16 protein-coding genes are annotated in these 23,595 nt (G+C 56.8%); 10 read left to right on the top strand and 6 right to left on the bottom strand.

The window, feature by feature from the left end:
* Positions 1–131: 131 nt before the first annotated feature.
* The gene (locus ACGK9W_RS06460; protein ID WP_405419778.1) at positions 132–2,018 is read left to right on the top strand and encodes a methyl-accepting chemotaxis protein; all 1,887 of its coding nucleotides are present in this window, start codon (positions 132–134) and stop codon (positions 2,016–2,018) included.
* A gap of 14 nt (positions 2,019–2,032) precedes the next feature.
* On the opposite strand, the gene ACGK9W_RS06455 is transcribed toward ACGK9W_RS06460, so the two are convergent.
* A complete protein-coding gene (locus ACGK9W_RS06455) occupies positions 2,033–2,986 on the bottom strand; it encodes a hypothetical protein (RefSeq protein WP_405419775.1) in 954 nt (317 codons plus the stop codon).
* A gap of 186 nt (positions 2,987–3,172) precedes the next feature.
* On the opposite strand from ACGK9W_RS06455, the gene ACGK9W_RS06450 reads away from it, so the two are divergent.
* A complete protein-coding gene (locus tag ACGK9W_RS06450; RefSeq protein ID WP_041645218.1) occupies positions 3,173–3,727 on the top strand; it encodes a YiiD C-terminal domain-containing protein in 555 nt (184 codons plus the stop codon).
* Positions 3,728–3,732: 5 nt separating this feature from the next.
* On the opposite strand, the gene recQ is transcribed toward ACGK9W_RS06450, so the two are convergent.
* Positions 3,733–5,601, bottom strand: coding sequence for a DNA helicase RecQ (recQ, locus tag ACGK9W_RS06445; protein ID WP_273093414.1), 1,869 nt, complete (start codon positions 5,599–5,601; stop codon positions 3,733–3,735).
* Between the two features lie 217 nt (positions 5,602–5,818).
* On the opposite strand from recQ, the gene ACGK9W_RS06440 reads away from it, so the two are divergent.
* Positions 5,819–7,015: a 1-acyl-sn-glycerol-3-phosphate acyltransferase gene (locus ACGK9W_RS06440; RefSeq protein ID WP_008169692.1), complete on the top strand. Its 1,197-nt coding sequence runs from the start codon at positions 5,819–5,821 to the stop codon at positions 7,013–7,015.
* Positions 7,016–7,048: 33 nt separating this feature from the next.
* Positions 7,049–7,708, top strand: a complete 660-nt coding sequence (locus ACGK9W_RS06435) for an alpha/beta hydrolase (protein WP_405419771.1) — start codon at positions 7,049–7,051, stop codon at positions 7,706–7,708.
* 19 nt (positions 7,709–7,727) lie between these two features.
* On the opposite strand, the gene glgP (ACGK9W_RS06430) is transcribed toward ACGK9W_RS06435, so the two are convergent.
* The 3 genes from glgP (ACGK9W_RS06430) to glgB are packed head-to-tail and all read right to left on the bottom strand — an operon-like array spanning position 7,728 to position 13,659.
* Positions 7,728–10,280, bottom strand: coding sequence for an alpha-glucan family phosphorylase (gene glgP, locus ACGK9W_RS06430; RefSeq protein WP_405419768.1), 2,553 nt, complete (start codon positions 10,278–10,280; stop codon positions 7,728–7,730).
* A gap of 32 nt (positions 10,281–10,312) precedes the next feature.
* Positions 10,313–11,776, bottom strand: coding sequence for a glycogen synthase GlgA (gene glgA, locus ACGK9W_RS06425; RefSeq protein ID WP_288365675.1), 1,464 nt, complete (start codon positions 11,774–11,776; stop codon positions 10,313–10,315).
* Positions 11,773–13,659, bottom strand: coding sequence for a 1,4-alpha-glucan branching protein GlgB (gene glgB, locus ACGK9W_RS06420; protein ID WP_041645216.1), 1,887 nt, complete (start codon positions 13,657–13,659; stop codon positions 11,773–11,775). The genes glgA and glgB overlap by 4 nt, the downstream gene beginning before the upstream one ends.
* 203 nt (positions 13,660–13,862) lie before the next feature.
* Between glgB and glgC the strand changes: the two genes are divergently transcribed.
* The 5 genes from glgC to glgP (ACGK9W_RS06395) all read left to right on the top strand — a co-directional run bounded on the left by glgC (position 13,863) and on the right by glgP (ACGK9W_RS06395) (position 21,372).
* Entirely contained in the window at positions 13,863–15,128 is a 1,266-nt protein-coding gene (glgC, locus tag ACGK9W_RS06415) for a glucose-1-phosphate adenylyltransferase (RefSeq protein ID WP_014577092.1), read from the top strand.
* Entirely contained in the window at positions 15,118–16,845 is a 1,728-nt protein-coding gene (locus tag ACGK9W_RS06410; protein ID WP_273018340.1) for a glycoside hydrolase family 57 protein, read from the top strand. Before glgC ends, ACGK9W_RS06410 begins: the two co-directional genes overlap by 11 nt.
* A complete protein-coding gene (malQ, locus tag ACGK9W_RS06405; protein ID WP_108018595.1) occupies positions 16,842–18,335 on the top strand; it encodes a 4-alpha-glucanotransferase in 1,494 nt (497 codons plus the stop codon). Before ACGK9W_RS06410 ends, malQ begins: the two co-directional genes overlap by 4 nt.
* A gap of 100 nt (positions 18,336–18,435) precedes the next feature.
* The gene (locus tag ACGK9W_RS06400) at positions 18,436–18,795 is read left to right on the top strand and encodes a PilZ domain-containing protein (RefSeq protein ID WP_039881769.1); all 360 of its coding nucleotides are present in this window, start codon (positions 18,436–18,438) and stop codon (positions 18,793–18,795) included.
* Between the two features lie 42 nt (positions 18,796–18,837).
* Complete coding sequence (gene glgP / locus ACGK9W_RS06395; RefSeq protein ID WP_405419761.1) at positions 18,838–21,372, top strand: alpha-glucan family phosphorylase; 2,535 nt, start codon at positions 18,838–18,840, stop codon at positions 21,370–21,372.
* A gap of 3 nt (positions 21,373–21,375) precedes the next feature.
* Here glgP (ACGK9W_RS06395) and ACGK9W_RS06390 read toward each other — a convergent pair whose 3' ends face one another.
* Complete coding sequence (locus ACGK9W_RS06390; protein ID WP_169702211.1) at positions 21,376–22,788, bottom strand: TrkH family potassium uptake protein; 1,413 nt, start codon at positions 22,786–22,788, stop codon at positions 21,376–21,378.
* A 250-nt stretch (positions 22,789–23,038) separates the two neighbouring features.
* Here ACGK9W_RS06390 and ACGK9W_RS06385 point away from each other — a divergent pair, with 250 nt between their 5' ends.
* The gene (locus ACGK9W_RS06385) at positions 23,039–23,581 is read left to right on the top strand and encodes a porin family protein (protein ID WP_008169714.1); all 543 of its coding nucleotides are present in this window, start codon (positions 23,039–23,041) and stop codon (positions 23,579–23,581) included.
* Positions 23,582–23,595: the final 14 nt, after the last annotated feature.

The following is a 23,595-nucleotide window of genomic DNA, read 5'->3' as shown; positions in this document are numbered from 1 at the left end:
CGTTATGGAATGAGGACAATCTCAGCGTCTGCGTCAATAATTGGAAAGTTTAACAGAAGCCGCTAAAGACTTCGCACCATGGGCCGAAACACACATTAACGAATATCAATTTTATTGCTGAGGATTCGACCGTGCAGCTGACATTCGGGCAAAAGCTCCTGACTGCTTTCGGTATTCTGTTGCTGTTGGTTATGGGGGCTTTTACGCTCTCTGGCGATTTACGATTACAAAGCACCACCGAAACCTATGTGAACGCGCTGATCGACGACACCGTACAGCAGAGCACGTCGAGCATCGCAGAGTGGCTCAATGCCCGGCTGGTGATGACTGAAGCCACCGCCAAAGCCCTGGAGAATGCCGAGAACGACGAAGAGGCGCGGGTCATTCTTCAGGCCATTACCACCGGCGGCGGCTTCCGGGATGTCTATGTCGGGCGTACCGACGGCTACATGCTGATGAAATCGCCGGAGGCGAATGCCACGCTGCCAGCGGATTACGATCCCCGCCAGCGCCCCTGGTACAAGAAGGCCATGAGCCTCGGAAGCGCCTCGTTCACCGAGCCGTATCAGGATGCCAGCACCAACGACATGATCATCTCCACACTTGCGCCCGTGAAGCGCGGTGAATACGAGGGCGTGGCCGGTGCTGATATCGGCCTGGGCGCGATAGCAAAAACCCTGAGCACAGTCACACTCGCGGACACCGGTTACGCTGCTTTGATCAATGAGCGTGGCACCATACTGTTCCACCCACGGCAAAGCCTTGTCGGCAAGAACATCAGTGAGCTCATTGGCGGCAAGCCGGATCTTGGCGGGGACGCTCACGAATACAGTAATGATGACGGCAACTGGGAGGCCAGCTTCCATCCGATCAGTGAAGCGCGCGGCGTGCAATGGTATCTGGGGACCTTTGTAAACGCGGACAAGATCAACGCACCGGTCCAGAGCGCCAGAATGACTGGATTGATCATGGCCGTGATCGGCCTGATCGTTTCTCTGGTGATCCTGCATCTGGGCATCAAGGTTCTGATGGCGCCGGTTCGCCGCTTGAACAAGGCCATGGCGGACATTGGCAGTGGTGATGCTGACCTGACCCAGCGTCTGGACGACAGTGCAAAAGATGAATTCGGTGAGTTGGCCCGGAGCTTTAACCAGTTTGTCGAGAATATCCAGACGGTTGTTCGGGATGTCCAGAAGGGTAGCGCCGAACTCGGGGAAAATGTCAGCTCGCTGAGAGATACCGCCAGTACCAGTCGTTCGAGCGTGGAGAGCCAGCAGGCCGAAATCGACATGGTGGCGACCGCGATCAACGAGATGTCGGCCGCTGCCGGCGAGATTGCCCAGAACGCACAGCAAACCGCAGACGCCGCCAACACCGCGGATGCGGACAGCCGGGCTTCGCTGGAGACCGTCGCTGCCTCCCGGGACGCCGTACAGAAGCTCTCGAAGGAGATTAATGCGGCCGCAGAGGTCATCCACACCCTTGGCAAGGACGTTACATCAATCACAACAGTGCTTGAAGTGATTCAGGGTATTGCAGAGCAAACCAACCTGCTGGCATTGAATGCCGCGATTGAAGCCGCTCGGGCCGGTGAAGCAGGGCGGGGCTTCGCAGTTGTGGCAGACGAGGTACGTAACCTTGCCCAGCGCACCCAGTCCAGCACCGAGGAAATCAACGACATGATTGAGCGTCTGCAGAAAGGCGCCAATGATGCGGTCGATGTCATGAATGCCTCAACTGCAGTATCCAATGTCAGCATGGAAAAAGCGCAGGACGCTATGGATGCCCTCAACCGGATTGCCGAGGCAATCACGTCCATCAGCCAGATGACGTCGCAGATTGCCACAGCATCCGAGGAACAGACGTCGGTTACCGAGGAGTTGAATTCGTCGATTACCCGGATTGCAGATCAGGGCCAGGAAGCGGCCGCCGCGGCCTCCGAAAACGATGTTTACAGCGGGCAAATTGAGCGCATCGGCACCGCACTGAACCAGAACGTGTCGAGGTTCCGGGTGTAAGCGAAGAGCGACTGTTAGCGGCTTAGGACTTCCAGCCGACGGCGCAGGTTCTCGAAGGTTTTGCGCCCAACGTAACGGGATTCTTCGCTCAGGTACGGGTTTTCGAGAGTAATGACCTTACGCTCGTCGAGATCAAGCTCTTTCACAGCGCGGGCGTAGTAGTGCCTGAGGAAATCATTGAAGCTGCCATCGTGGATGGCGCGCTCAATTCCCAGCTGAAGGCGATGGGCGGTTTCCTGGTCTTCGGGACCGACAAAGAGATAGGACGGCATCGGGTAGGCGATCAACAGATCAGGCTCAATTAGGAGATTAGGATCCTGCTCCAATTCCAGGTCGTAAAGCACTTCGCTTACGCCCCTGGCAAAACACTCGAAGCGTTCATTACGCAACATTCCGAACAGTATTTCGTATCGGGAGTGAGTGACCACCGGAATACCGTTGGCTTCAAGCACCGGTGTGTCTGGCCAGTGGGCGCCCTGGCCAATCCGAATCTGACTGTCTCTCAAGTCATCCAGAGTCTTGATTCCCGCAAACCGGGGCAAGGATTCCGGCATGACCACGCAAACCCGAAAACCGAGCAACCCGCCATCGACCGGAAACGGTATGGCGGTCAGGGACTTCTCCCGTTCTGCGGAGGTAGCGACATTGGCGATGTCAACTAATCGTGATTGGCCGTCTGTCAGTTCCCTCAGTACGCGGCCCTGGCTCAGCTCTTCACTTCTGATGATCTGAAATTCCCCGTACTCTGGCGTCTTCTTCAGAGCAAGCTCCACCAGGGCCCGGATGGCAGGGCTGTCGTAATTCCGGTACCAGAGTACGTAACCGCGCACGGCTGCCTGCGACGCAGTGGTCGATGACGTTGTGGCTGAGAGTGGTCCTGCCGCAAGGCAGAAAGCCAATGGCATCAGGCAAAGAACCAGTTTTCGGAACCGGTGGAAGACCAGGGAAGCGGGCAGAGAATATTCCAAATCAGAGATCCTTTCTTACTACTGGAAAAACCGGCTAACAAGCGGTCATGATTCAGGCACGCATCCTCACTTTAGAACAGAAACTCAAAAATAAATCGGACAACATCCAAAAAAATTGTAAAACCTTCTTGCGAGCACTGAAGTCCGTTGTAATCATCAGTTCCCAATCAATTTCGGAGCTTGGCAATGGCAATTATCGATAATCTCATCGGAGCGACCGGTCAATGGGTGGCAAGTACCGACCCCAAGGCTACACTGGCTAGCCCTCTGGCCTGGCTGAAGAAAACGGGCGGGTATGCAGCGGTGAACAAGATCATCGGACTGTCGATTCCTTTTGCACCACGGAACAACTTCAGCGTTGAGGAGGTCAGGCCAGGATATGTAAGAGCGAAAATCCGCTTGAAAGGCAACAAAAACCACTTCGGCAGCCTTTATGCGGGCGCGTACTTTCTGGTAGCCGAAATTCCCGGTGGCGTGCTGACCCTATTTGATCTGGGGCCTTCGTACACGCCGATTCTCAAGGAAATGACGTTGCAGTTTCTCCAGCCAGCCAACAGCGATGTCACTGTAGAATTCACCCTGGATCCCGAAACCGTGGCAGCCATTCTTGCTGACGCTGACGAGACCGGGCGGGCGAAATTCTCCCTGGAAGGAAAACTGGTGGACGAAGAGGGCAACCATGTAGCGACCTCCATCGCCCATTACCGCGTCCGGAAGAAAGGGTTTAAAGCAGAGGCCTGAACAATTCAGGCCTGTTCGAGGCCAGCGATGGTTTGCAGGAAAATCTCGCCGTATTTCTCTAGCTTGGCGGCGCCCACGCCGCTGACTTCCGCCAGCTCATCCAGGGTGCGCGGTTTGCGTTCCAGCATTCCAAACAGGGTAGTGTCATGGAAAATGACGTAGGGCGGCACGCCCTGTTTGTCAGCCAGCTCCTTGCGGCAGGCTCGAAGCGCCTCCCAGCCGGCCTTGTCGGTAATCTGTTCTGAGACCGGCGAACCCGACCGGCCGCCGTTTGCCCGGCCGGTTGTCTTCTTGATTTCCGGGTCCTTGCGCAGCTCAATGGTATGACGTCCTTTCAGCAGTGGTCGACACTGCTCGGTCAACTGGAGCGCACCATAGCCCTCCGGATCTGCACGGAGGTAACCATTGGCCACCAGTTGCCGGTATACCGATTTCCACTCGTTGGCACTCAGTTCCGTTCCAATGCCGTAGGTTGACACCTGGTGGTGCCCGGATTGGAGAATCCGCTCGTTTTCCGAGCCTCGCAGAACATCAATCAGATAGGTAACGCCGAAACGCTGGCCCGTTCGGAAAACGCAGGAAAGGGCTTTCTGGACGGCGACGGTTCCATCCCAGGTGTCCGGTGGATTCAGGCAGGTGTCGCAATTGCCACAGGGTTGCTCAAGCTCGTCCCCGAAATAGCGCAACAGCACCTGACGGCGGCAACTGGTGACCTCACAAAGGCCCAGCATCGCATCCAGCTTCTGCCGTTCCACGCGCTTGAAATGATCGTTACCCTGTGAGCTTTCCAGCATCTGGCGCAGTTTGATGACATCCTGCAGGCCATAAACCATCCAGGCCGTAGACGGCTTGCCGTCACGCCCGGCCCGACCGGTTTCCTGATAGTAGGCTTCAAGGCTCTTCGGCAGATCTAGGTGTGCGACAAAGCGCACGTCCGGTTTATCGATACCCATGCCGAAGGCGATGGTGGCAACAATAATCACCCCGTCTTCACGCAGGAACCGCTCCTGGTGATGGGCACGCTGTTCCGAGGACAGGCCTGCATGATAGGGCAGAGCGGTATAGCCTTTCTGGGCCAGGGTTTTCGCGGTGGCGTCGACCTTGTTCCGGGACAGGCAGTAAACGATGCCGCAGTCGCCCTCATGTTCGGCTTTAATAAAATCCAGTAACTGTTTGTTCGCGTTTATTTTTGGCGCTATACGGTACTGAATGTTGGGGCGATCGAAGCCACTGACGAAGTGTCTTGCCTCTGTCAGTGACAGTCGTTCTGCAATTTCCTTTCGGGTTCGCTCATCCGCGGTTGCGGTCAACGCGATGCGGGGTACGCCGGGAAACTGTTCTGCCAGCATGCTGAGCTGAAGGTAATCGGATCGGAAATCGTGACCCCATTGGGACACACAATGGGCCTCGTCGATAGCGAACAGCGAGATGGAGGCGTCATGAAGCAATTCGATGGTGCGCGGCTGTATCAGTCTTTCAGGGGCGCAGTACAGAAGGTCAAGCTCACCGGTCATGAGCGCGTATTCGGTCGCCCGGGCCTGCTCGAAATCCATGGTTGAATTCAGGAACGCAGCCCGGACCCCTAGCTCTTTCAATGCCGCTACCTGGTCCTGCATCAGGGCAATCAGAGGTGAAATTACGATCGCAGTGCCCGAGCGAACCAGCGCCGGCACCTGGTAGCAAAGAGATTTACCGCCGCCCGTCGGCATGAGCACAAGTGCATCGCGGCCTTCCGATACTTCCCGGATGATGTCACCCTGAAGCGGACGGAAGGATTCATAACCAAAGACTTCGTGCAGCACCTGTTCCGGATCACGGCCCGAGGTGGTTGGGCGCTCGGTGGAAAGCTGTTCGAAATCCTGATCAAGATACATAGAATAACCGGTTGCTCGGCTTGGAGCCGCTGTATTGATTCGGGTGGAGTGCCGGGTTCGGCGCAATGGCGAATGATACCAGATTAACCCTGAGGATTGGCCAGCAAACCCACGGGCCGGGTGGAGGCAAACTAATCTAAGAAACGCTACAATACCGCGTTTTTGAACCACCGTTTCACGCCATACTGTGACAGACACTGATAACAACAGGGCTTCCATGCAGGAATTTGATGCCATCCGTCCCTATTCGGACGAAGAAACCGGCGCTGCTATCAACCGCCTGGTCAACGATCAGGAATTTCTGGATATGGTCGGTCGCTTCAAGTCACCGACTCTGGCCCGCTGGGCGCCGGCCATGTTGCGTGTGTTTACCCGTCGCTGGTTAAACAGCCATTTTGGCCACTACACACGAGTCGATGATCTCCAGGCCGGGCTTTCCAGCTACGTGGGTGAGCTGGTTGAGAGCACAACCACGCGAGTAACGACCAGCGGGCTGGAGAACCTCGACAAGCGCGGCGCCTATCTGTTTATTTCAAACCATCGGGACATTGTTTTCGACCCCATGGTGGTGAACTACCAGCTGTTCCAGAATGGTTTCCATACCACCCGAATTGCCATTGGCGACAACCTGCTTGCCAACCGCGTGTTCGCTGAAATGATGCGACTGAACAAGAGCTTTGTAGTGCGACGCAGCATGACAAGCCCCCGCGAGATGCGTGATGCCTACATCACACTCTCCGGCTTTATCAACCACAGCATCGATACCAATCACAGCATATGGATTGCCCAACGTGAGGGCCGGGCGAAGGACGGGCTGGATTTTACCGACCCCGCCATCATCAAGATGTTCTATATGAGCCGCAAGAAAAGCGGGCTCGGTTTTGACGAAGCCATGAATCGGCTGCATGTGGTGCCAGTTTCCATTGCCTACGAGTACGATCCGTGCGATGCCGACAAAGCCCAGGAGCTGGAAACCCGGGCCCGGACCGGCCAGTACATCAAGCGAGAGGGTGAAGATACCGAACAGATCATGAAGGGACTGACCGGTTTCAAAGGGCACGTGCATGTGCACTTTGGTGCGCCCATCCATGATTCACCGGATAACCCGAAAGATTTGGCCGCCCGTATAGATCGGGAGATGCATGCGAACTATCACCTGCATGCCTCAAACCTGGTGGCTTATCAGCAGCGTGGTCTTCATCCCCAGGCCCACGATACGCCGGATACCGTCAGCGATTCAGTGGTCACTGCCGAAACCTGGTCACCGGCGGAAATGGAAGCTGCTGAAGCCGAGATGGAGCGGAGACTGGAAGCCTGCGATCCGGCCATCCGGCCTTATCTGCTGGATATGTATGCCAACCCAGTGGTCACCGCGCTTGAGGCCAATGCCGAGAAATCCGGCCATTCCGAATAAACCGGTACATAATTTTCAGACATGAGGTAAACCGTGCAGGATCTTCAGTACATTCAGATTGAAACCGGGGAAAGCCCGACCGCAGCCGTCATCTGGCTTCATGGCCTTGGTGCGAGCGGCCACGACTTCGAGCCCGTAGTGCCGGAACTGGGCCTGCCGGAAGATACAGCGGTACGCTTCATCTTTCCCCATGCGCCCAATCTGCCTGTCACCATCAACGGTGGCATGTCCATGCCCGCCTGGTACGACATCAAGGCCATGGATATCGACCGTGTGGTGGATACGGAACAGTTGCGGGCGTCTGCCGATGCGGTCGCCAAACTGGTCGAGCAGCAAAAACACAAAGGCACCCCGCCGGAGCGCATTATCATCGCCGGATTTTCCCAGGGAGGCGCCGTTGCCTATGAACTGGGGCTCAGCTACCCGGAACGTTTTGGCGGTGTTCTGGCGCTTTCAACCTACTTCGCCACCGCGGACACGGTTCAACGCTCAGAGGCCAATGCTGATGTGCCGATCAGCGTGTATCACGGAACCTTCGATCCGATGGTGCCGGAATCACTGGGTGTGCGCAGTGTCGAAACCCTGAAGGAGATGGGCTACGACCCTTCGTATCAGACATTCCCCATGGAACACAGTGTGTGCCTTGAGGAAATACAGGACATCGGCCGATTCATTCGCCGGCACCTGCTTTGAGGCACCGCCATGCCCTGGGTCAGACCCAGAGCATGGCGCCCATCTCCAACGGATGCGTCAGTGATTCGTGATAGGGGTACATCCTGAGCCTGAGAGTCTGCAAGCCGGGATAGGGGGGTTGCACGCGTGTAGAGAACACGGTTCGCCCCTCCGCTTCGCTTTCCTTATCCAGCAAGAAACTGTCGGGCCCCGGGCTGTTATGGGTGCCGGTGCATTCTGGGCTGACCAGGCACTCCACCCGCACATCCTTCGCTGACAGGCCATTGAGCCTTGCCTCGACTCTGAGTTCTACGCCGCCATCATGGGGGCAGGCAGCTTCGACGCAGCCAACCACGTTTAATTGCACTCCCGGCCAGGCATGCCTGACCCGTGCCTTCCAGTCTGCCAGTTCTTTGGCAACCTCGCCGTTGTCGGCCATCAGCAAAGCACCCTGGGTTGACGCCGGCTGGTAATAGTTATTGACGTAATCCATCACCATACGCCGGGCGTTAAACCTTGGTGTGATCGACTTCATCGAAGCCTTGGATCGCTGGACCCAGCCTTTCGAAAAGCCCTGGGAGGCGCGCTCGTAGTAGAGGGGAACCACTTCGAATTCGAGCAGATCGATCAGGTCCCGGGCCTCTTCCTCATTCCGGAATTCAGGGTCCAGTTCGGTATCCCTGGGAGGGATGCCCCAGCCATTTTTGCCGTTATAGCCTTCGCCCCACCAGCCGTCGAGCACGCTGAGATTAAGAGCGCCATTGAGGGCTGCTTTCTCTCCGGAGGTGCCACTGGCCTCTTTCGGGTATTCCGGTGTGTTCAGCCACACATCGACGCCACTGAGCAGCCTGCGGGCCATGGCCTGGTCATAGTCCTCCAGGAGAATCAGGTGCCCCATCAACGAAGGGTGCATGGAAAGGTCGTGGATTACCTTGATCAGTTGCTGACCGGGTTTGTCCTTGGGATGGGCCTTGCCGGCAAATACCAGCACCACCGGGCGGTCCGGATCGGTCAGGATGCTTTCGAGGCGTTCCAGGTCCGAGAAGATCAGCGTCGCGCGTTTGTAGGTGGCGAACCGCCTTGCAAACCCGATAACCAGCGTGTCTTTTTCCGAGGAAACAAGCTGCCGGGTCATCCTGTCAGTGACGGAATGGCCGGTGCCGTTGCGTTTATGCTGGCGCCTTAGCCGCTGGACAATGTATTCGCCCATTTGCTGTTTCAGGGCCTTGTGAACGCTCCAGTAGTGATAGTCCGGGATCTGGTCGATAAACTTCCAGAATTCCGGGTTCCGGAGTTCACTTTTCCACGTGGGCGCCTGTATATCGAACAGGCTGGACCATTCCGGCGCCAGAAACGTCGGTACGTGCACACCGTTGGTAATGTACCCGATAGGGTTTTCTGCCGACGGCACCTGGGGCCAGATATCGCCCTCCATCAACGAGGCGACACCACCGTGAATCCGGCTCACCCCGTTGTGGAAACGAGAGCCGCGCAGGCCCAGACTGGTCATGTTGAAACTGTCCCCACCGTCCTTCGAGCCCAGGGCAAACACCTGATCAAAATCCAGGGCAGATTCCTCGATATATCGCCCCAGGGCATGATGAACGAGGGAGCGGGGGAAGATGTCGTGGCCGGCCGGTACCGGCGTATGCGTTGTGAACAGCGTAGCGCCGGCAACGGCTTCAAGCGCGGCCGCGAAACTCAACCCGGAAACCATGGTGTGCCTGCAGCGTTCCAGAATCTGGAATGCGGCATGGCCCTCGTTGATATGCCAGACCGTCGGCTTTAGGTTCAGCGCCTCCACAACCCGGGTTCCACCAATGCCAAGCAGCATTTCCTGGCTGATCCGCGTGGACTCGTCGCCACCGTAAAGCTGGAGCGTGAGATCCCGGTCTTCCGGGCCGTTCTCTTCGGTATTGCTGTCCAGCAGGTATAAGCGGATATGGCCAACGCGGGCTTCCCACACCCGCGCCACAACATCACGCCCGGGGAAGGGTACGGAGACCTTGAGCCACTTGCCGTCTATCTCCACCGGTGAAATAGGCAATTCATCGCTGGAATGGGACTGGTAGCGCGCAATCTGCTGACCGTGGGCGTCGATACTCTGGATAAAGTAACCCTGCCGATACAACAGACCCACAGCGACAAAGGGCAGGGCCAGGTCACTGGCGGCCTTGCAATGGTCGCCGGCAAGGATGCCCAGGCCGCCGGAATAGATCGGAAAACTTTCGTGGAAGCCGAATTCGGCACAGAAGTAAGCCACCAGGGCCTGTTCCGGATCGAGCTTCTCCGTCACTTCCGGGCCGGGGCCAGCCTCAAGATAGGCATCGTAGCTACTCAGAACCCGACGATACTCGGCCAGAAACGCCCGGTCTTCAGACGCTTCATCGAGTCGATCCTGGGCAACCCGCCGCAGGAAAAGCTTTGGGTTGTGCTCGACTTTCTGCCATAGCGGTAGGTCAATACGGACAAACAGGCTTCGAACCCCATGGTCCCAGCTGTAGAACAGGTCATTGGCAAGCTCTTCCAATCGCTCCAGGGGTTCGGGAAGCAGGGGATGAGCTTCAAGTCGGAATTCCGTTGCTTTATGCATGTTGGTTGCCTCCAGGCGGGCAAACGCTCGCACTAATCCAGCTGTTGTTGGTCACGTTCTTTGAGAATACGTTGATACAGATCGCCATAGGTGCGAGCCCGCTGCTTCCAGGAATAATCGATCGCCATGCCGTTATCCTGCAATCGCCGCCATTGCTTACGTTTTTCAAAAAACTGTAGCGCGCGGTTTACGGCAGCCAGTAACGAATCGGCATTGGCGCCGGTAAAAACGAATCCGGTGGCCTTGTCGATGCCAACTTCCTGAGGGTCCTGGACGGTATCTGCCAGTCCGCCAACACCGTGCACCACCGGAATCGTGCCGTACCTGAGGCTGTACATCTGGTTGAGCCCACAGGGCTCGAATCTCGATGGCATCAGGAACAGGTCACATCCGGCCGTGATGCGATGGGAAAGCCCCTCGTTGTAGCCCAACGTGAGAGACATTTGCCCCGGCCATTGCCGGGCAAGGCGTTTCAGGGGCTCCTCGTAACTGGCTTCACCGGAGCCAAGAACGACAAACTGGCAACCCTGTTCCAGCAAGTGCGGCATCACCGAAACCAGCCAGTCCACGCCTTTCTGTTCAACCAGTCGCCCGATGAAGCCCAGTAGTGGACCGCCGTTTACCTCCAGCCCGAGCTCTTGCTGCAGGCCGGCCTGGCACTGCGCCTTGTTCTTCAAGTGATCCCGGCCATAGTGAAAGGACAGTTCAGGGTCCTCCTCGGGATTCCAGACCCGGTTATCGATGCCGTTGAGAATGCCGGTGAGCGCGTCCTGGCGGTGTCGGAGCAAACCATCAAGTCCATTACCGAATTCCGGGGTCTGGATCTCGAGCGCATAGGTCGGGCTGACGGTGGTGATTCGGTCACTGAAAACCAGGCCGCCCTTGATGAACGAAAGCTGCCCGTAGAATTCAAGCTGCTCGAGGTTCCAGAGCGAATCAGGCAGACCCAGGGCACGGAAAGTCTCGTGGGAGAAGAGTCCCTGGTAGGCGAGGTTATGGATGGTAAACACAGTGCCGGGCCTGTCGTGGTAGGCCTCTAGAAATACCGGTATCAGCCCGGTTTGCCAGTCGTTGCAGTGAACCAGATCCGGTCTCCAGGACAGGCCTGCCTCTCCCATGGCGATCATGGCGCCGACCTTTCCGAACAGCTCAAAGCGATGGGCATTGTCCCACCAGTCTTTGCCTTCCTCGTTCTTGTAGGGGTTGCCAGGGCGATCAAACAATGGCGGACAGTCCACTAGCCATAGCGTGACAGCGGTGCCGGGCAGTCGGGTCTGCCAGAGGCTCACATTGTATTGCCCCAGCTGAAACCGCGCCTTCCTTCGGGAGCCTGCCTTTCTTGCCGCTCTCAAAGCATCGGGATAGCCCGGTAGAAGTATCTGTACGTCGTATTCCAGGCGGCAGAGCGCTTCCGGCAAACTTGCTGAAACGTCGGCAAGACCGCCGGTTTTCATCAAGGGATAAACCTCACTGGTTGCAAACAGCACGCGGATCATAAAGCCGGCCTCAGAATGATCGCGCCCAGTGGTGGCAGGGTTAGTTCCACGGACCACTCACGGTTCATCCAGGGCTGGGCATCCGCAGGCATGGGGTAGGGATTTCCCAGATTACTCCCACCGTAATACTCTGAATCGGAATTAAAAATTTCCCGCCAGTTGCCACCTTCAGGCAGGCCGATCCGATAGTGGTGTCTGGGCATGGGTGTGAAATTAACGACAATCACCGAGGTTTCGCCCTTGGCGGTGCGCAGGAAACTGATCACTGACTGGGGGGAATCATGGCAGTCGATCCACTCGAAACCATCCGGCTTGAAGCAGGCGCCGTGTAACGACACCTCCCGCCGGTAAATACCGTTCAGGTCCTGAACCAGCTTTTTAATTCCCTGATGCTCCGGGTAGGCCAGTAGAGACCAGTCCAGTTCCCGGGATTCACTCCATTCGCGTCGCTGCCCGAATTCACCGCCCATGAAAAGAAGTTTGGCGCCCGGGTAACTGAACATGTAGGTAAAAAGCACCCTCAAAGTAGCCCTCTGTTGCCATTCGTCGCCGGTCATTTTGTTGATCAGGCTGCCTTTGCCATGAACCACTTCGTCGTGGGAAAGCGGCAGCAGGAAATTCTCCGAGAAGGCATAGAGCAGCCCAAAGGTCAGCTTGTCGTGATGATACTGACGATACACCGGATCCTGTGCCAGATAGTCCAGGGTGTCGTGCATCCAGCCCATGTTCCATTTCAGGTTGAACCCGAGTCCGCCAATTTCCGGTGGCCGGGTTACACGCGGCCAGGAGGTCGATTCTTCCGCGCAGACCAGCGTTCCGGGGAAGCGGCTCTGGCAGACCTGGTTCAATTCCCGCAGGAACTCAATGGCTTCGAGGTTTTCATGGCCTCCATGCACGTTGGGCTCCCATTCGCCTTCCTTGCGGGAGTAGTTGAGGTACAGCATGGAAGCCACCGCATCCACCCTGAGTCCGTCGATATGAAAGGCGTCCAGCCAGAACAAGGCACTGCCGATCAGGAAGTTCCGCACCTCATGCCGGCCATAGTTGTAGATGAGTGTGCCCCAGTCCTGATGGCGCCCTTTGCGGGGATCTTCATGTTCGTAAAGCGCGCTGCCATCAAAGCGGGCAAGGGCGTGTTCATCGGTCGGGAAATGTCCCGGTACCCAGTCCAGAATCACGCCGATGTTGTGCCGGTGGCATTGGTCCACCAGATAACGAAGATCGTCCGGCGTGCCGAACCGACTGGTGGGCGCGTAGTATCCGGTCGTCTGGTATCCCCAGGATTCATCCAGGGGGTGTTCCGTGACCGGCAACAGTTCAATGTGGGTGAAGCCCAGTTCGAGCACATAGGGAATGAGTTGGTCGGCCAGTTCCCGATAGGTCAGCCATCGACCCGAACCGTGGTGGCGCCAGGAGGCGGCATGAACCTCGTAGATGGAGATGGGCGAATCCTGCCAGTTCCAGCGACCCCGCCGGGCCAGCCAGTCGCCATCGCCCCAGCCAAAGTGGCCTCGCTCGGTGACTACAGCAGCGGTGGAGGGCCTGAGCTCGAAAGCCTGTCCATAGGGATCGGTTTTCAGGATCTGCCGGCCTTTGTCCGTTGTGATGGCGAATTTATAGAGAGCGCCGTTACCGATGCCCGGGATAAAGCAGGACCAAACCCCCGTGCCTTCATGCAACGACATGGGATGGATGCCCGCGTTCCATTCGTTAAAGTCACCGGCAACACTGACGGCGCTGGCGTGCGGCGCCCAGACTGCAAACCGGACACCTTCCACACCTCGGTTCCTGCAGACATGGGCACCGAGCACGTTGTAAATGTGCCAGTGGCGACCCTCGGCAAAAAGGTGGAGGTCGAATTCGCTGAGCGTTGGACTGTCCATAGACCGTGCTGTTCCTGACCAGATGAGGCGCTTTGAGCGTCCCTTCATTGGACGCGAAAGGGCCTGTTTAAAAAATGACCCAAAACAAGTTTACGTCATAATTCCGTGCTAGTGTTCTACTATAGTTTAGGGCGTCAAAAACGTGGCAAACCCTTGCGGTTAAACGACCGGTTACAGGGAAGGTTTTCTTCAGGGAAGCAGCTATGCAAACGGCCAAGCGTTTCGTCAGTCGTCTCACTCGTCAGACTCTTGCTCTGGTACTTGCCGGAGGGCGGGGATCCCGCCTCCACGATCTCACCAAATGGCGGGCCAAACCGGCGGTGCCATTTGGCGGCAAGTTCCGGATTATCGATTTTCCACTCTCGAACTGCATCAACTCCGGCATCGGGCAGGTTGGTGTGATCACCCAGTACAAATCCCATTCCCTGATCCGCCATATCCAGCGGGGTTGGGGGTTTCTCCGGGGAGAACTGGATGAGTTCGTAGAGCTCTTACCTGCGCAACAGCGGATCGAGACTTCCTGGTATGAGGGAACGGCAGACGCTGTGCTTCAGAACCTCGACATCATTCGCAGCCACCAGCCAGAGTATGTGCTTATTCTTGCGGGTGATCACGTGTACAAGATGGACTACGGCACCATGCTGGCCCATCACGTGGAGAATGATGCCGATATTACCGTGGGCTGTATCGAAGTACCTCTCGATGAAGCCTCGGCATTCGGGGTGATGTCGGTAGATGACGAGTTGAGGGTCACCGAGTTCGTCGAGAAGCCAGAACAGCCAAAGCCAATGCCGGGCCAGCCCGGAAAGGCGCTGGCATCCATGGGCATCTATGTGTTCAGCACCCAGGTGCTCTTCGACGAGCTCATGCGCGACCAGCAGATGGATGGCGAATCGTCCCACGATTTCGGCAAGGACATTATTCCCTCCGTCATCAAGCGTCTGCGGGTGGTCGCCTTCCCGTTCCGTAATCCGGTTGAAAACAAGCCGGCCTATTGGCGCGATGTGGGCACCGTGGACGCACTCTGGCAGGCAAACCTGGAGCTGATCGGAATCAGCCCGGAGCTCAATCTCTATGATTCCCACTGGCCGATATGGACCTATCAGGAACAGCTGCCACCGGCAAAGTTTGTTTTCGATGATGACAATCGACGGGGCATGGCTGTGGACTCCATGGTGGCCGGCGGCTGTATTGTCTCCGGCGCTCTGGTGAAGCATTCCTTGTTGTTTTCGCAAGTTAAGATTCATTCTTATAGTGAAATCTCGGATTCGGTCATCTACCCGGATGTCGAGATTGGCCGTCACTGCCACATCCGCAATGCCTTGATTGATCGTGGCTGCCGCATCCCCGAAGGGACGAGGATAGGTTTCGACGAGGCCGATGACCGGAAGCGTTTTCATGTATCGCCCAAAGGTATTGTGCTGATCACGCCCGAGATGCTCGGGCAGGATTATCCCCATGGCCTCTGACACCAAAACACCGGTTGTACTCTGCTGGCATATGCACCAGCCGTCTTATCAGGATATGCGCACTGATCAGTTCCTGTTTCCCTGGGTGTACCTTCATACCATCAAGGATTACAGCGACATGGCGGCGCATCTGGAAGCAAATCCGGACGCCAGGGCGGTAGTCAATTTTGCCCCGGTTCTGCTTGAGCAGATCGAGACCTACCTTATCCAGATTGAAAAATGGCGCCATGGCGCTGGCGAGATCGGCGATCCTTTGCTCGCAGCTCTGGTTGCAGAACAGTTGCCGGAAACCGGAACGCCTGCGTTTCTGGGATTGATCGAAAAGTCTCTGCGGGCCAACCGGGAACGGATCATCAATCGGTATCCGGCCTACGCGCAGTTGGCGGAGCTTGCAGAGGTTTACCGCAAAAAGCCCGAGCTGCAGAGATACATTTCAAGCCGGTTTCTTTCCGACTTGCTGGTTTGGTACCACCTTGGCTGGATGGGAGAAACCATCCGCAGAAGCAGCCATTGCATCCAGAGCCTTCAGGAGAAGGGCCACAACTTTTCGATGGATGACCGGAAGGCTCTTCTCGACGTGATTTTTGATGTGCTATCCGGCATCGGCCCAAGGTACCGGCATCTTGCGCAAAAAGGGCAGGTGGAGTTGTCTGTCAGCCCCTATACCCATGCCATGCTCCCTCTGTTGATCGACCTGGGTGCTGCCCGCGAGGCCATGCCGGATATTGCTTTGCCAGCACACAGCCATTACCCGGAGGGTGAAGCGCGCGCCGCATGGCAGCTCCAACAGGCTAGGACCGTTTTTCAGCGCTTCTTCGGTGTTGATCCCTCCGGCTGCTGGGCTTCCGAGGGTGGTCTCAGCCAGGCTACACTGGGCCTGCTGGATCAACATCAATTCCGATGGACTGCCAGCGGAGATTCTGTGGTGCACAACAGCCTCAATCTGGCCCGGCAGGACAACCCGGATTTGCCCGATGCCGGAATTCACCAGCCCTATACGTTCGGCGAATCGGATACCGCCGTCTTCTTCCGTGACGACGGTCTGTCGGATCTGATCGGTTTTACTTATGCAGACTGGCACGCCAGGGATGCCGTTGGCGACCTGGTGCATCACATGGAAAACATTGCGGGGCAGGCCAAGGGCAAGACGAAGCCGGTGATTTCGGTGATCATGGATGGCGAAAATGCCTGGGAGTATTACCCCGAGAACGGTTTTCACTTCCTCGACGAACTTTATCGGGTACTGGCAAACCACCCCCGGCTCAGATTGACCACTTATGCCGATCTGGTGGCGAACCCCGTAGCCGCGCCGGTTCATTTGCCGCATCTTGTGGCCGGCAGCTGGATTTACGGCACGTTCTCCACCTGGATCGGTGACCCGGACAAGAACCGGGCCTGGGATCTGCTCTGTGAAGCCAAAACCCACTTCGACCGGGTGATGGACAACGGCAGCCTCAATTCGGAGCAGAAAGCAGCCGCCATGCAGCAACTGGCTATCTGCGAAGGGTCCGACTGGTTCTGGTGGTTTGGTGACTATAACCCGGCCCAGATCGTCAGCGACTTTGAGCATCTGTATCGCCGTCACCTCGTCAACCTCTATGAAATGATCGGCTACCCGGCGCCGCCATCCGTGTTTCAGAAGCTCAGCCAGGGCAGCGGGGAACCAGCTCGCGGCGGCACCATGCGGCCGGGCCATGAGGCGGACCATCCTGCATGACTTCAGCGAACGACAAGGATCTGTTCAGTGCCCGAAGGGCCGGTGTGCTGCTTCACCCGACCTGCCTGCCCGGAAGCCTCGGTGTTCTGGGCGCCGGCGCCCGCCGGTTCGTCGATTTTCTGGCCGACAGTGGCATCACCATCTGGCAGACACTGCCTATTGGACCAACCCACCAGGATCTTTCACCGTACCAGTCCCTGAGTGCCCACGCGGGCAACCAGGATTTTATTGACCTCGCTGAACTGCTGCAGACCGGACTGCTGGCCGATGCTGAACTGGCCCAGCCCATCGCCGAATCCCGCCAGCAGCTGCTGGCCATCGCCGCCCAACGGTTTTACGAGGGCCATGCCACAGGCCGGAAGGGCCTTGATCTGGCCGGATTTGAAGCTTTCCGGGCAAGAAATGATTACTGGCTGGATGATTTCTGTCTGTTCTGCGCAATCCGGGAGGTTCAGGAGTCGCCAGGCTGGCTCCAGTGGCCAGAGCACTTGAGGGATCGGGAGCCGGCTGCCTTGCAGGCCTTTGTCGACCAGAACCAGGCCAGACTGGCTCGCATCAGGTTTGAGCAGTTCCTGTTCAACCACCAGTGGCAGGCACTCAGGGACTATGCACGAAGCCGCAATGTTTTGCTGTTTGGTGATATCCCCATATTTGTCGCTCAAGACAGCGCCGATGTCTGGGCCAACCGACAGTTCTTCAAACTGGACGCCCGGGGCGAACCTACTGTGGTTGCCGGTGTGCCGCCGGACTATTTTTCCGAGGAAGGTCAGCACTGGGGTAATCCACTCTACAACTGGCAGGTCATGGCGGAAGATGGCTACCAGTGGTGGCTTCAACGGCTCGAAAGCCAGCGCCATCTGTTCGATCTGATCCGGATAGACCATTTTCGGGGGCTTCAGGCCTATTGGGAGATCCCGGCTGAAGCTCCTCAACCACGAAACGGCTATTGGGTTCCCGGCCCCTCTGACCATTTTCTACAGGCCTGCTTCGACCGCTTCCCGGATTTACCCCTGGTGGCCGAAAATCTCGGCATCATCAGCGACGATGTGGAAGAACTTCGTCATCGCTTCCGACTGCCAGGGATGACGGTGATGCAGTTTGGCTTCGACGGCAGCCCAAACAATCCGCATCTGCTTCACAACCACCAGCCCCGGGATCTTGTCTACACCGGCACCCACGATAACGACACAACACTGGGGTGGTACCGCAGCCTGGATGACCGTACCCGGCACTATGTGAACGATTATCTGGCCACCAGTGGTGATGGGATGCCATGGCCGGTAATTGAAGCGGCGTTCCGTTCGGTCTGCTCATTGGCCGTGGTGCCTATGCAGGATTTCCTCGGTCTTGGAACCGAGGCAAGGTTCAATACGCCGGGCACCATTACAAATAACTGGACATGGCAACTGGACTGGAATTTTCCCGAGAAAGACTTGTCGAAAATAATCGCTGAATCGGTAAAACGACATGGGCGCCTTCCTCCGGTCTGAGCATTTTTTGATCAGCATCAAAGAGGCGGGCCCCAACCTTCGATATAACACACAAGCAGTATCAACAATTGGCGTTCAAGATGAGTCACGAGGGGGGAACATGGAACACAGACTCAGTAAACGCGTACAGGGAAAGCTTGGTCTGTTGGTATACAAGCGCGGGATGCCGGTTGCGACCGGTCAGATTCGCGATGCCTCCAAACGTGGTCTGTTCATTGCCACGGACTACACTGACGTTCAGTTAAACCAGACGGTGGAACTGGAGTTCCGTTTTCCGGATACCCAGGAAAAGCGGTTCCGTCGGCTGAAGGCCCATGTTGTGCGGAAGTCAGACCGCGGCCTTGGTGTCGACTTCGAAGGCGTCGAGAACGACAGTTTTACAATCTCTTCACTCATTAACTGGCTGAAAAGCCACCACATGCCAGTCAATTATTTTCCTGTTCGCCGTAAACAAGCATAGTTCGCCCCGAACAAGGATAGAAAGTGCCCAAGGAGCTCGAATTTGACCCTGGCAGCCTATACCCCGCGGTCCTTGCCGGAATCCCTGAGCGGATTGTTCCAGTTGGCGCTGGACCTTCGGTGGACCTGGCATCACGGTACCGATGAACTCTGGCGCGCTCTTGATTCGGACATCTGGAACACCACCCGGAACGCGTGGCTGGTTTTGAACAGCGTGTCCGGGGAGCGGCTGGAAGAACTGGCCGCAGACCCCGACTTTCAGCAGCGCTACCGTGAGCAGATTCATGCTCACCAGGCTTTCACAGAGGCTGACACCTGGTATTCGACCGATTGTCCGGGCGATCTGGGCGAGGGCGTTGCCTATTTCTGCATGGAATATGGTCTGAGCGAATCGCTGCCGCTGTACAGCGGTGGTCTGGGCGTACTGGCCGGCGATTTTCTGAAGGCGTCCAGCGATCTGGGTGCACCAGTCATGGCGGTGGGTCTGCTGTACCAGCAGGGCTACTTTCGCCAGGCCATCAGCACCGATGGCGAACAGCTGGAGTTCTATCCTTACAACGACCCCACCATGCTGCCCGTCTCGCCCCTGCGGGACGCTGACGACCAGTGGGTGAGGGTGATTGTGCCTTTCCCGGGAAGACACGTGCGCCTTCGGGCCTGGAAGGCCCAGGTGGGCCGCTGCGAGCTGTTGCTGCTCGATAGCAACGACCCCCGAAACGAACCGGGCGACCGGGGTATCACCAGCGAACTCTATACCGGTGACCCGGAAAAGCGCCTGCAACAGGAAATGGTATTGGGCATCGGTGGCTGGCGTCTGCTGGAACAACTGGGGAGATCGCCGTCACTCTGCCATCTGAATGAGGGCCACTGTGCCCTGGCGCTCATAGAGAGGGCCTTCAGCTGGCAGGACGACCATGAAAGTGATTTCCAGACAGCTCGAACCGCAACCAGGGCGACCAATCTGTTTACCACGCACACCTCGGTGGCGTCCGGCTTTGATCATTTCTCCCGATCGCTATTGCGACTGTATCTGACACCCTGGCTCGAAGGCCGCGACCTGAATGTCGATCAATTGCTGGCATTGGGAAGCCAGCCCTCCAGCCCAGACAATCAGTCGACTGACCTTAAACTCAATATGGCCTTGCTGGCCCTCAATATGAGTGGTCGGTTCAACGGTGTCAGCCGCATCCACCAGAAGGTCACCCAGACCATTTTCCAGCCTTTCTTCCCGCGCTGGCCGGCCGAAGACATTCCGGCGGACTATGTGACCAATGGCATCCACACGCCGAGCTGGGATTCTCCGGAATCCGACGCCATCTGGACCCGGGCCTGTGGCAAGGATCGCTGGCGCAGGCCTCTCCAGAGCACCTGCCCGATGACAAACATCGCCGACGAAGAATTATGGGAAATGAGGCGCCTGGAGCGCGCAAGGCTGATTACCTACCTCCGGCGAAGGCTTGCAAGCCAGCATTGCGAACAAAACCCCGGAAACAACCATGAAGCCGCGTGTGGCCTTTTGTTGGACCATGAAACCCTCACGTTGGGCTTTGCCCGCCGGTTTACGGAATACAAGCGACCAGATCTCCTGCTCAAGGATCAGGAGCGCCTGCTCAAACTGCTTGCCAGCCGCGATCGCCCGATTCAGATTGTGCTTGCAGGCAAGGCCCACCCCTACGATCTCCCGGGGAAAGACATCATCCGGCGATGGAAAGCCTTCTCCCGGCGACCGGATGTCGAGGGCAAGGTGGTGTTTATTGAAGACTACGATCTGGGCGTGGCCAACCAGCTTATCCAGGGCGTGGATGTGTGGCTCAATTGTCCGAGACACCCTTGGGAAGCCTGCGGCACCAGTGGCATGAAGGTACTCGTGAACGGGGGACTGAACCTGTCACAGTACGATGGCTGGTGGGCGGAGGCCTGGAACCCGGATGTGGGCTGGGCTATTCGACCTGGCGCTACGTTTGACGAGCTAAGCGGGTCAAACAATCACGACCACGATCTCTCAGACATGGAACAGCTGTTTGATCTGTTGGAGAACGAGGTAATTCCCGGGTTCTATGACGTCGACAGCGAAGGTATTCCCCGGAACTGGGTTGGACGTATGCGCGCAAGCATGGATCAACTGACGGCGGCCTATTCTGCCAACCGGATGGTGCGGGAATACGTAGAGCAGTTCTATCTCCCCATGGCAGAAATGGGGAGCCGGCGCAGCTCCGAGACTGCAAGGGAGTTAATTGGTGAATACGGAGAAATCTCCAGGCACTGGTCCCGGTTGCGTTTCAACAGCTTCAATACAAGCGAAGATTCGGGTAGCCAGACTTTCACCGTGGAAGTCTATCTGGATGGAATTGACGAGCAGCGGATTGCAGTAGAGCTTGTTGCAGAGGATTCCGAGCATGGCCCAAGAACCATTACGGCCATGCAGATGAAACATCCGCTGGGTGGTTCCCCTCATACCTATCTTTATGAATGCACAGTGCCTCCACGCCCCGAAGGACACTACACGCCGCGCCTGCGAGTGCGGGATGAACGCCTGAACCTTCCCCTGGAAAACCCCGCCATACTCTGGCTCAGGTAGGCCTCAGCTGCGCCAGAATGCCGGCGATAGAACGATCACCACGCTCAGTATCTCCAGACGCCCCATCAGCATACCCACAGACAGTACCCATTTTGCCGCATCGGGAAGCGGCCCGAAATTACCCGCAGGGCCGATTATGTCCCCAAGGCCGGGGCCGACATTGGTCAGCGAGGTGAGGGCGCCGGACAGTGCCGTGACAAAGTCCAGCTGCATGGCGGCCAGGGCAACCGTGATCAGCAAAAGACAGAGCAGGAAGATAAACGTGTAGGCGATCATCGACGAGATAATCTCATCACTCACGGCCCGGCCATTGTAATTACGGGTAAGAACCGCACGAGGGTGCAGCAGGCGCATCAACTGCTCACGCAGGATGATCAGGGAAAGCTGGAACCGGAAGATTTTCATGCCGCCGGCCGTGGAACCAGAGCAGCCGCCCACGAACATCAGGAAAAAGAACAGCACGAACGCCAGAGGGCCCCAGGCCGAATAATCTTCGGAGGCATAGCCGGTGGTGGTTACCACAGAAGTGACGTTAAACAGGGTAGAGGCATAGTTATGGATGGGATCGAAGGGGACCGGTGACACCATCCAGCGGTAAAGAGTTAGAAGCAGCGGTACGAAAAACAGGATAGCGAGAAACAATCGCACCTGCTGATCCCGGAAAAGAACGCCGTGTTGGCCATGCATTTCACGCACGAAAAGGAAGAAGGGCAAGCTGCCGATAATCATGAAAAATGTGGCTTCCATGAGGATCAGATCATTGAACTTGCCCATGGACAGATCCGAGGTGGAAAAGCCACCGGTGGCGATGCTGGTAAGACCATGGTTGAAGGCATCGAAGAGCGTCATGCCAGAAAACCAGTAGGTAACCACCGCAATGATCGAAAACGCCAGATAAACCACCAGCAAGCCACGGCTGAGTGTTTTCATCCTTGGCAGAGCCTTGTCGGTCCATTCCGAAGACTCGGTGGCGAACAGCCGCATGCCGCCGACCCGCAGAAACGGGAGTACCGCAACGAACATACCGATAATTCCGATACCACCAATCCATTGCAGAATGGACCGCCAGATCAAAAGATCCCTGTCCATATCATCGAGGCCGCTGAGCACCGTTGCCCCGGTGGTGGTAATCCCCGAGGTGCCCTCGAAAAAGGCGTCTGCGGCAGAAATGCCCAGGTCACTCAGATAGAAAGGAAGCGATGAAAACAGGGCAATAATGAACCACGAAGATACCGTGAGTACGAACATGTACCTGGGCTTCAGATCTCTCGGTTTGCGGTAGGTGGCGGCCATTCCCAGTATACCGAGCCCCCAGACAATGGCGGCCGATTCTGCAAACGCCATGGCGTTCGGCGCTTCAGAGCCCGCAAGCAGGATGACAGGCAATGTCATGAAAATGCTCAAAAGCACGAACATGACGCTGACAATGAAAATGACGGGGTAGAGATTTCTCAATGGATGCTCGAGCCAGCTGATACCGGGAGACGGCGTCAGAATACCTGTGGGGTCGGCCTTCCGCAAGGTAACACCGCGCGGATGCTGAAATTACCGGCGAATTAAATCGGTGTAAATAACGCGTAAATGCGGATCTTTCTGATGGCAAAACGCGTCAGTCTGGTGCAAGTTCAGCGATGTACACCGAACAATTCGGTTAAGGAGATAAAAAATGAAACACGTACGTTCAATTGCCGTTATCTTTGCCACCGGTATGGCTGCTGCAGGAGCCGCATCCGCCCAGGATATGTACAAGTCTGGCGTTGGCGGGCTCTACACAGGCCTGAACTACACTTTCATGAACCTTGAGAGCGGTAACGCGGATGCCGACGTAGGCACGCTGTCTGCCAAAGTTGGCGTGATGGCGACGCCGTATCTGGGCATCGAAGCGCGGGGCGGTTTTGGCGTGGATGACGACCGCATCGGCGGAGTCGATTATTCACTGGATAACTTCTTCGGCGGCTACGCCACGTTCAATCTGGCCAACGAATCACCCATTACGCCGTACGCTATCCTCGGTTTCACCCGGGTCGAAATCGAAGCTTCTTCGTTTCTGGGCACTGCCACCGAGGATGAAACGGACGTGTCCTACGGCATCGGCATGAATATGGAATTTGCGCCGAACCTGTCCGGCAACCTTGAATACATGCGTTATTATGAAGACAGTAATGCCGAAGTCGATGGTCTGGGCGTCGGTATTCAATTCAACTTCTGAAACCAGGCCACCGG

The organism is Marinobacter flavimaris (genome assembly GCF_045057155.1).
Lineage (GTDB): Bacteria > Pseudomonadota > Gammaproteobacteria > Pseudomonadales > Oleiphilaceae > Marinobacter > Marinobacter manganoxydans.
The sequence above is the reverse complement of the archived record's forward strand: the minus strand, read 5'-3'. Positions and strand labels throughout refer to the sequence as shown.

Excerpts from the sequence above, each read along its gene's own strand:
- ACGK9W_RS06450 (WP_041645218.1), top strand. The coding sequence starts at position 3,173 with ATGGCAATTATCGATAATCTCATCGGAGCGACCGGTCAATGGGTGGCA.
- recQ (WP_273093414.1), bottom strand. The coding sequence starts at position 5,601 with ATGTATCTTGATCAGGATTTCGAACAGCTTTCCACCGAGCGCCCAACC.
- ACGK9W_RS06440 (WP_008169692.1), top strand. The coding sequence starts at position 5,819 with ATGCAGGAATTTGATGCCATCCGTCCCTATTCGGACGAAGAAACCGGC.
- glgP (WP_405419768.1), bottom strand. The coding sequence starts at position 10,280 with ATGCATAAAGCAACGGAATTCCGACTTGAAGCTCATCCCCTGCTTCCC.
- glgA (WP_288365675.1), bottom strand. The coding sequence starts at position 11,776 with ATGATCCGCGTGCTGTTTGCAACCAGTGAGGTTTATCCCTTGATGAAA.
- glgB (WP_041645216.1), bottom strand. The coding sequence starts at position 13,659 with ATGGACAGTCCAACGCTCAGCGAATTCGACCTCCACCTTTTTGCCGAG.
- glgC (WP_014577092.1), top strand. The coding sequence starts at position 13,863 with ATGCAAACGGCCAAGCGTTTCGTCAGTCGTCTCACTCGTCAGACTCTT.
- ACGK9W_RS06410 (WP_273018340.1), top strand. The coding sequence starts at position 15,118 with ATGGCCTCTGACACCAAAACACCGGTTGTACTCTGCTGGCATATGCAC.
- malQ (WP_108018595.1), top strand. The coding sequence starts at position 16,842 with ATGACTTCAGCGAACGACAAGGATCTGTTCAGTGCCCGAAGGGCCGGT.
- ACGK9W_RS06400 (WP_039881769.1), top strand. The coding sequence starts at position 18,436 with ATGGAACACAGACTCAGTAAACGCGTACAGGGAAAGCTTGGTCTGTTG.
- ACGK9W_RS06390 (WP_169702211.1), bottom strand. The coding sequence starts at position 22,788 with ATGTTCGTGCTTTTGAGCATTTTCATGACATTGCCTGTCATCCTGCTT.
- ACGK9W_RS06385 (WP_008169714.1), top strand. The coding sequence starts at position 23,039 with ATGAAACACGTACGTTCAATTGCCGTTATCTTTGCCACCGGTATGGCT.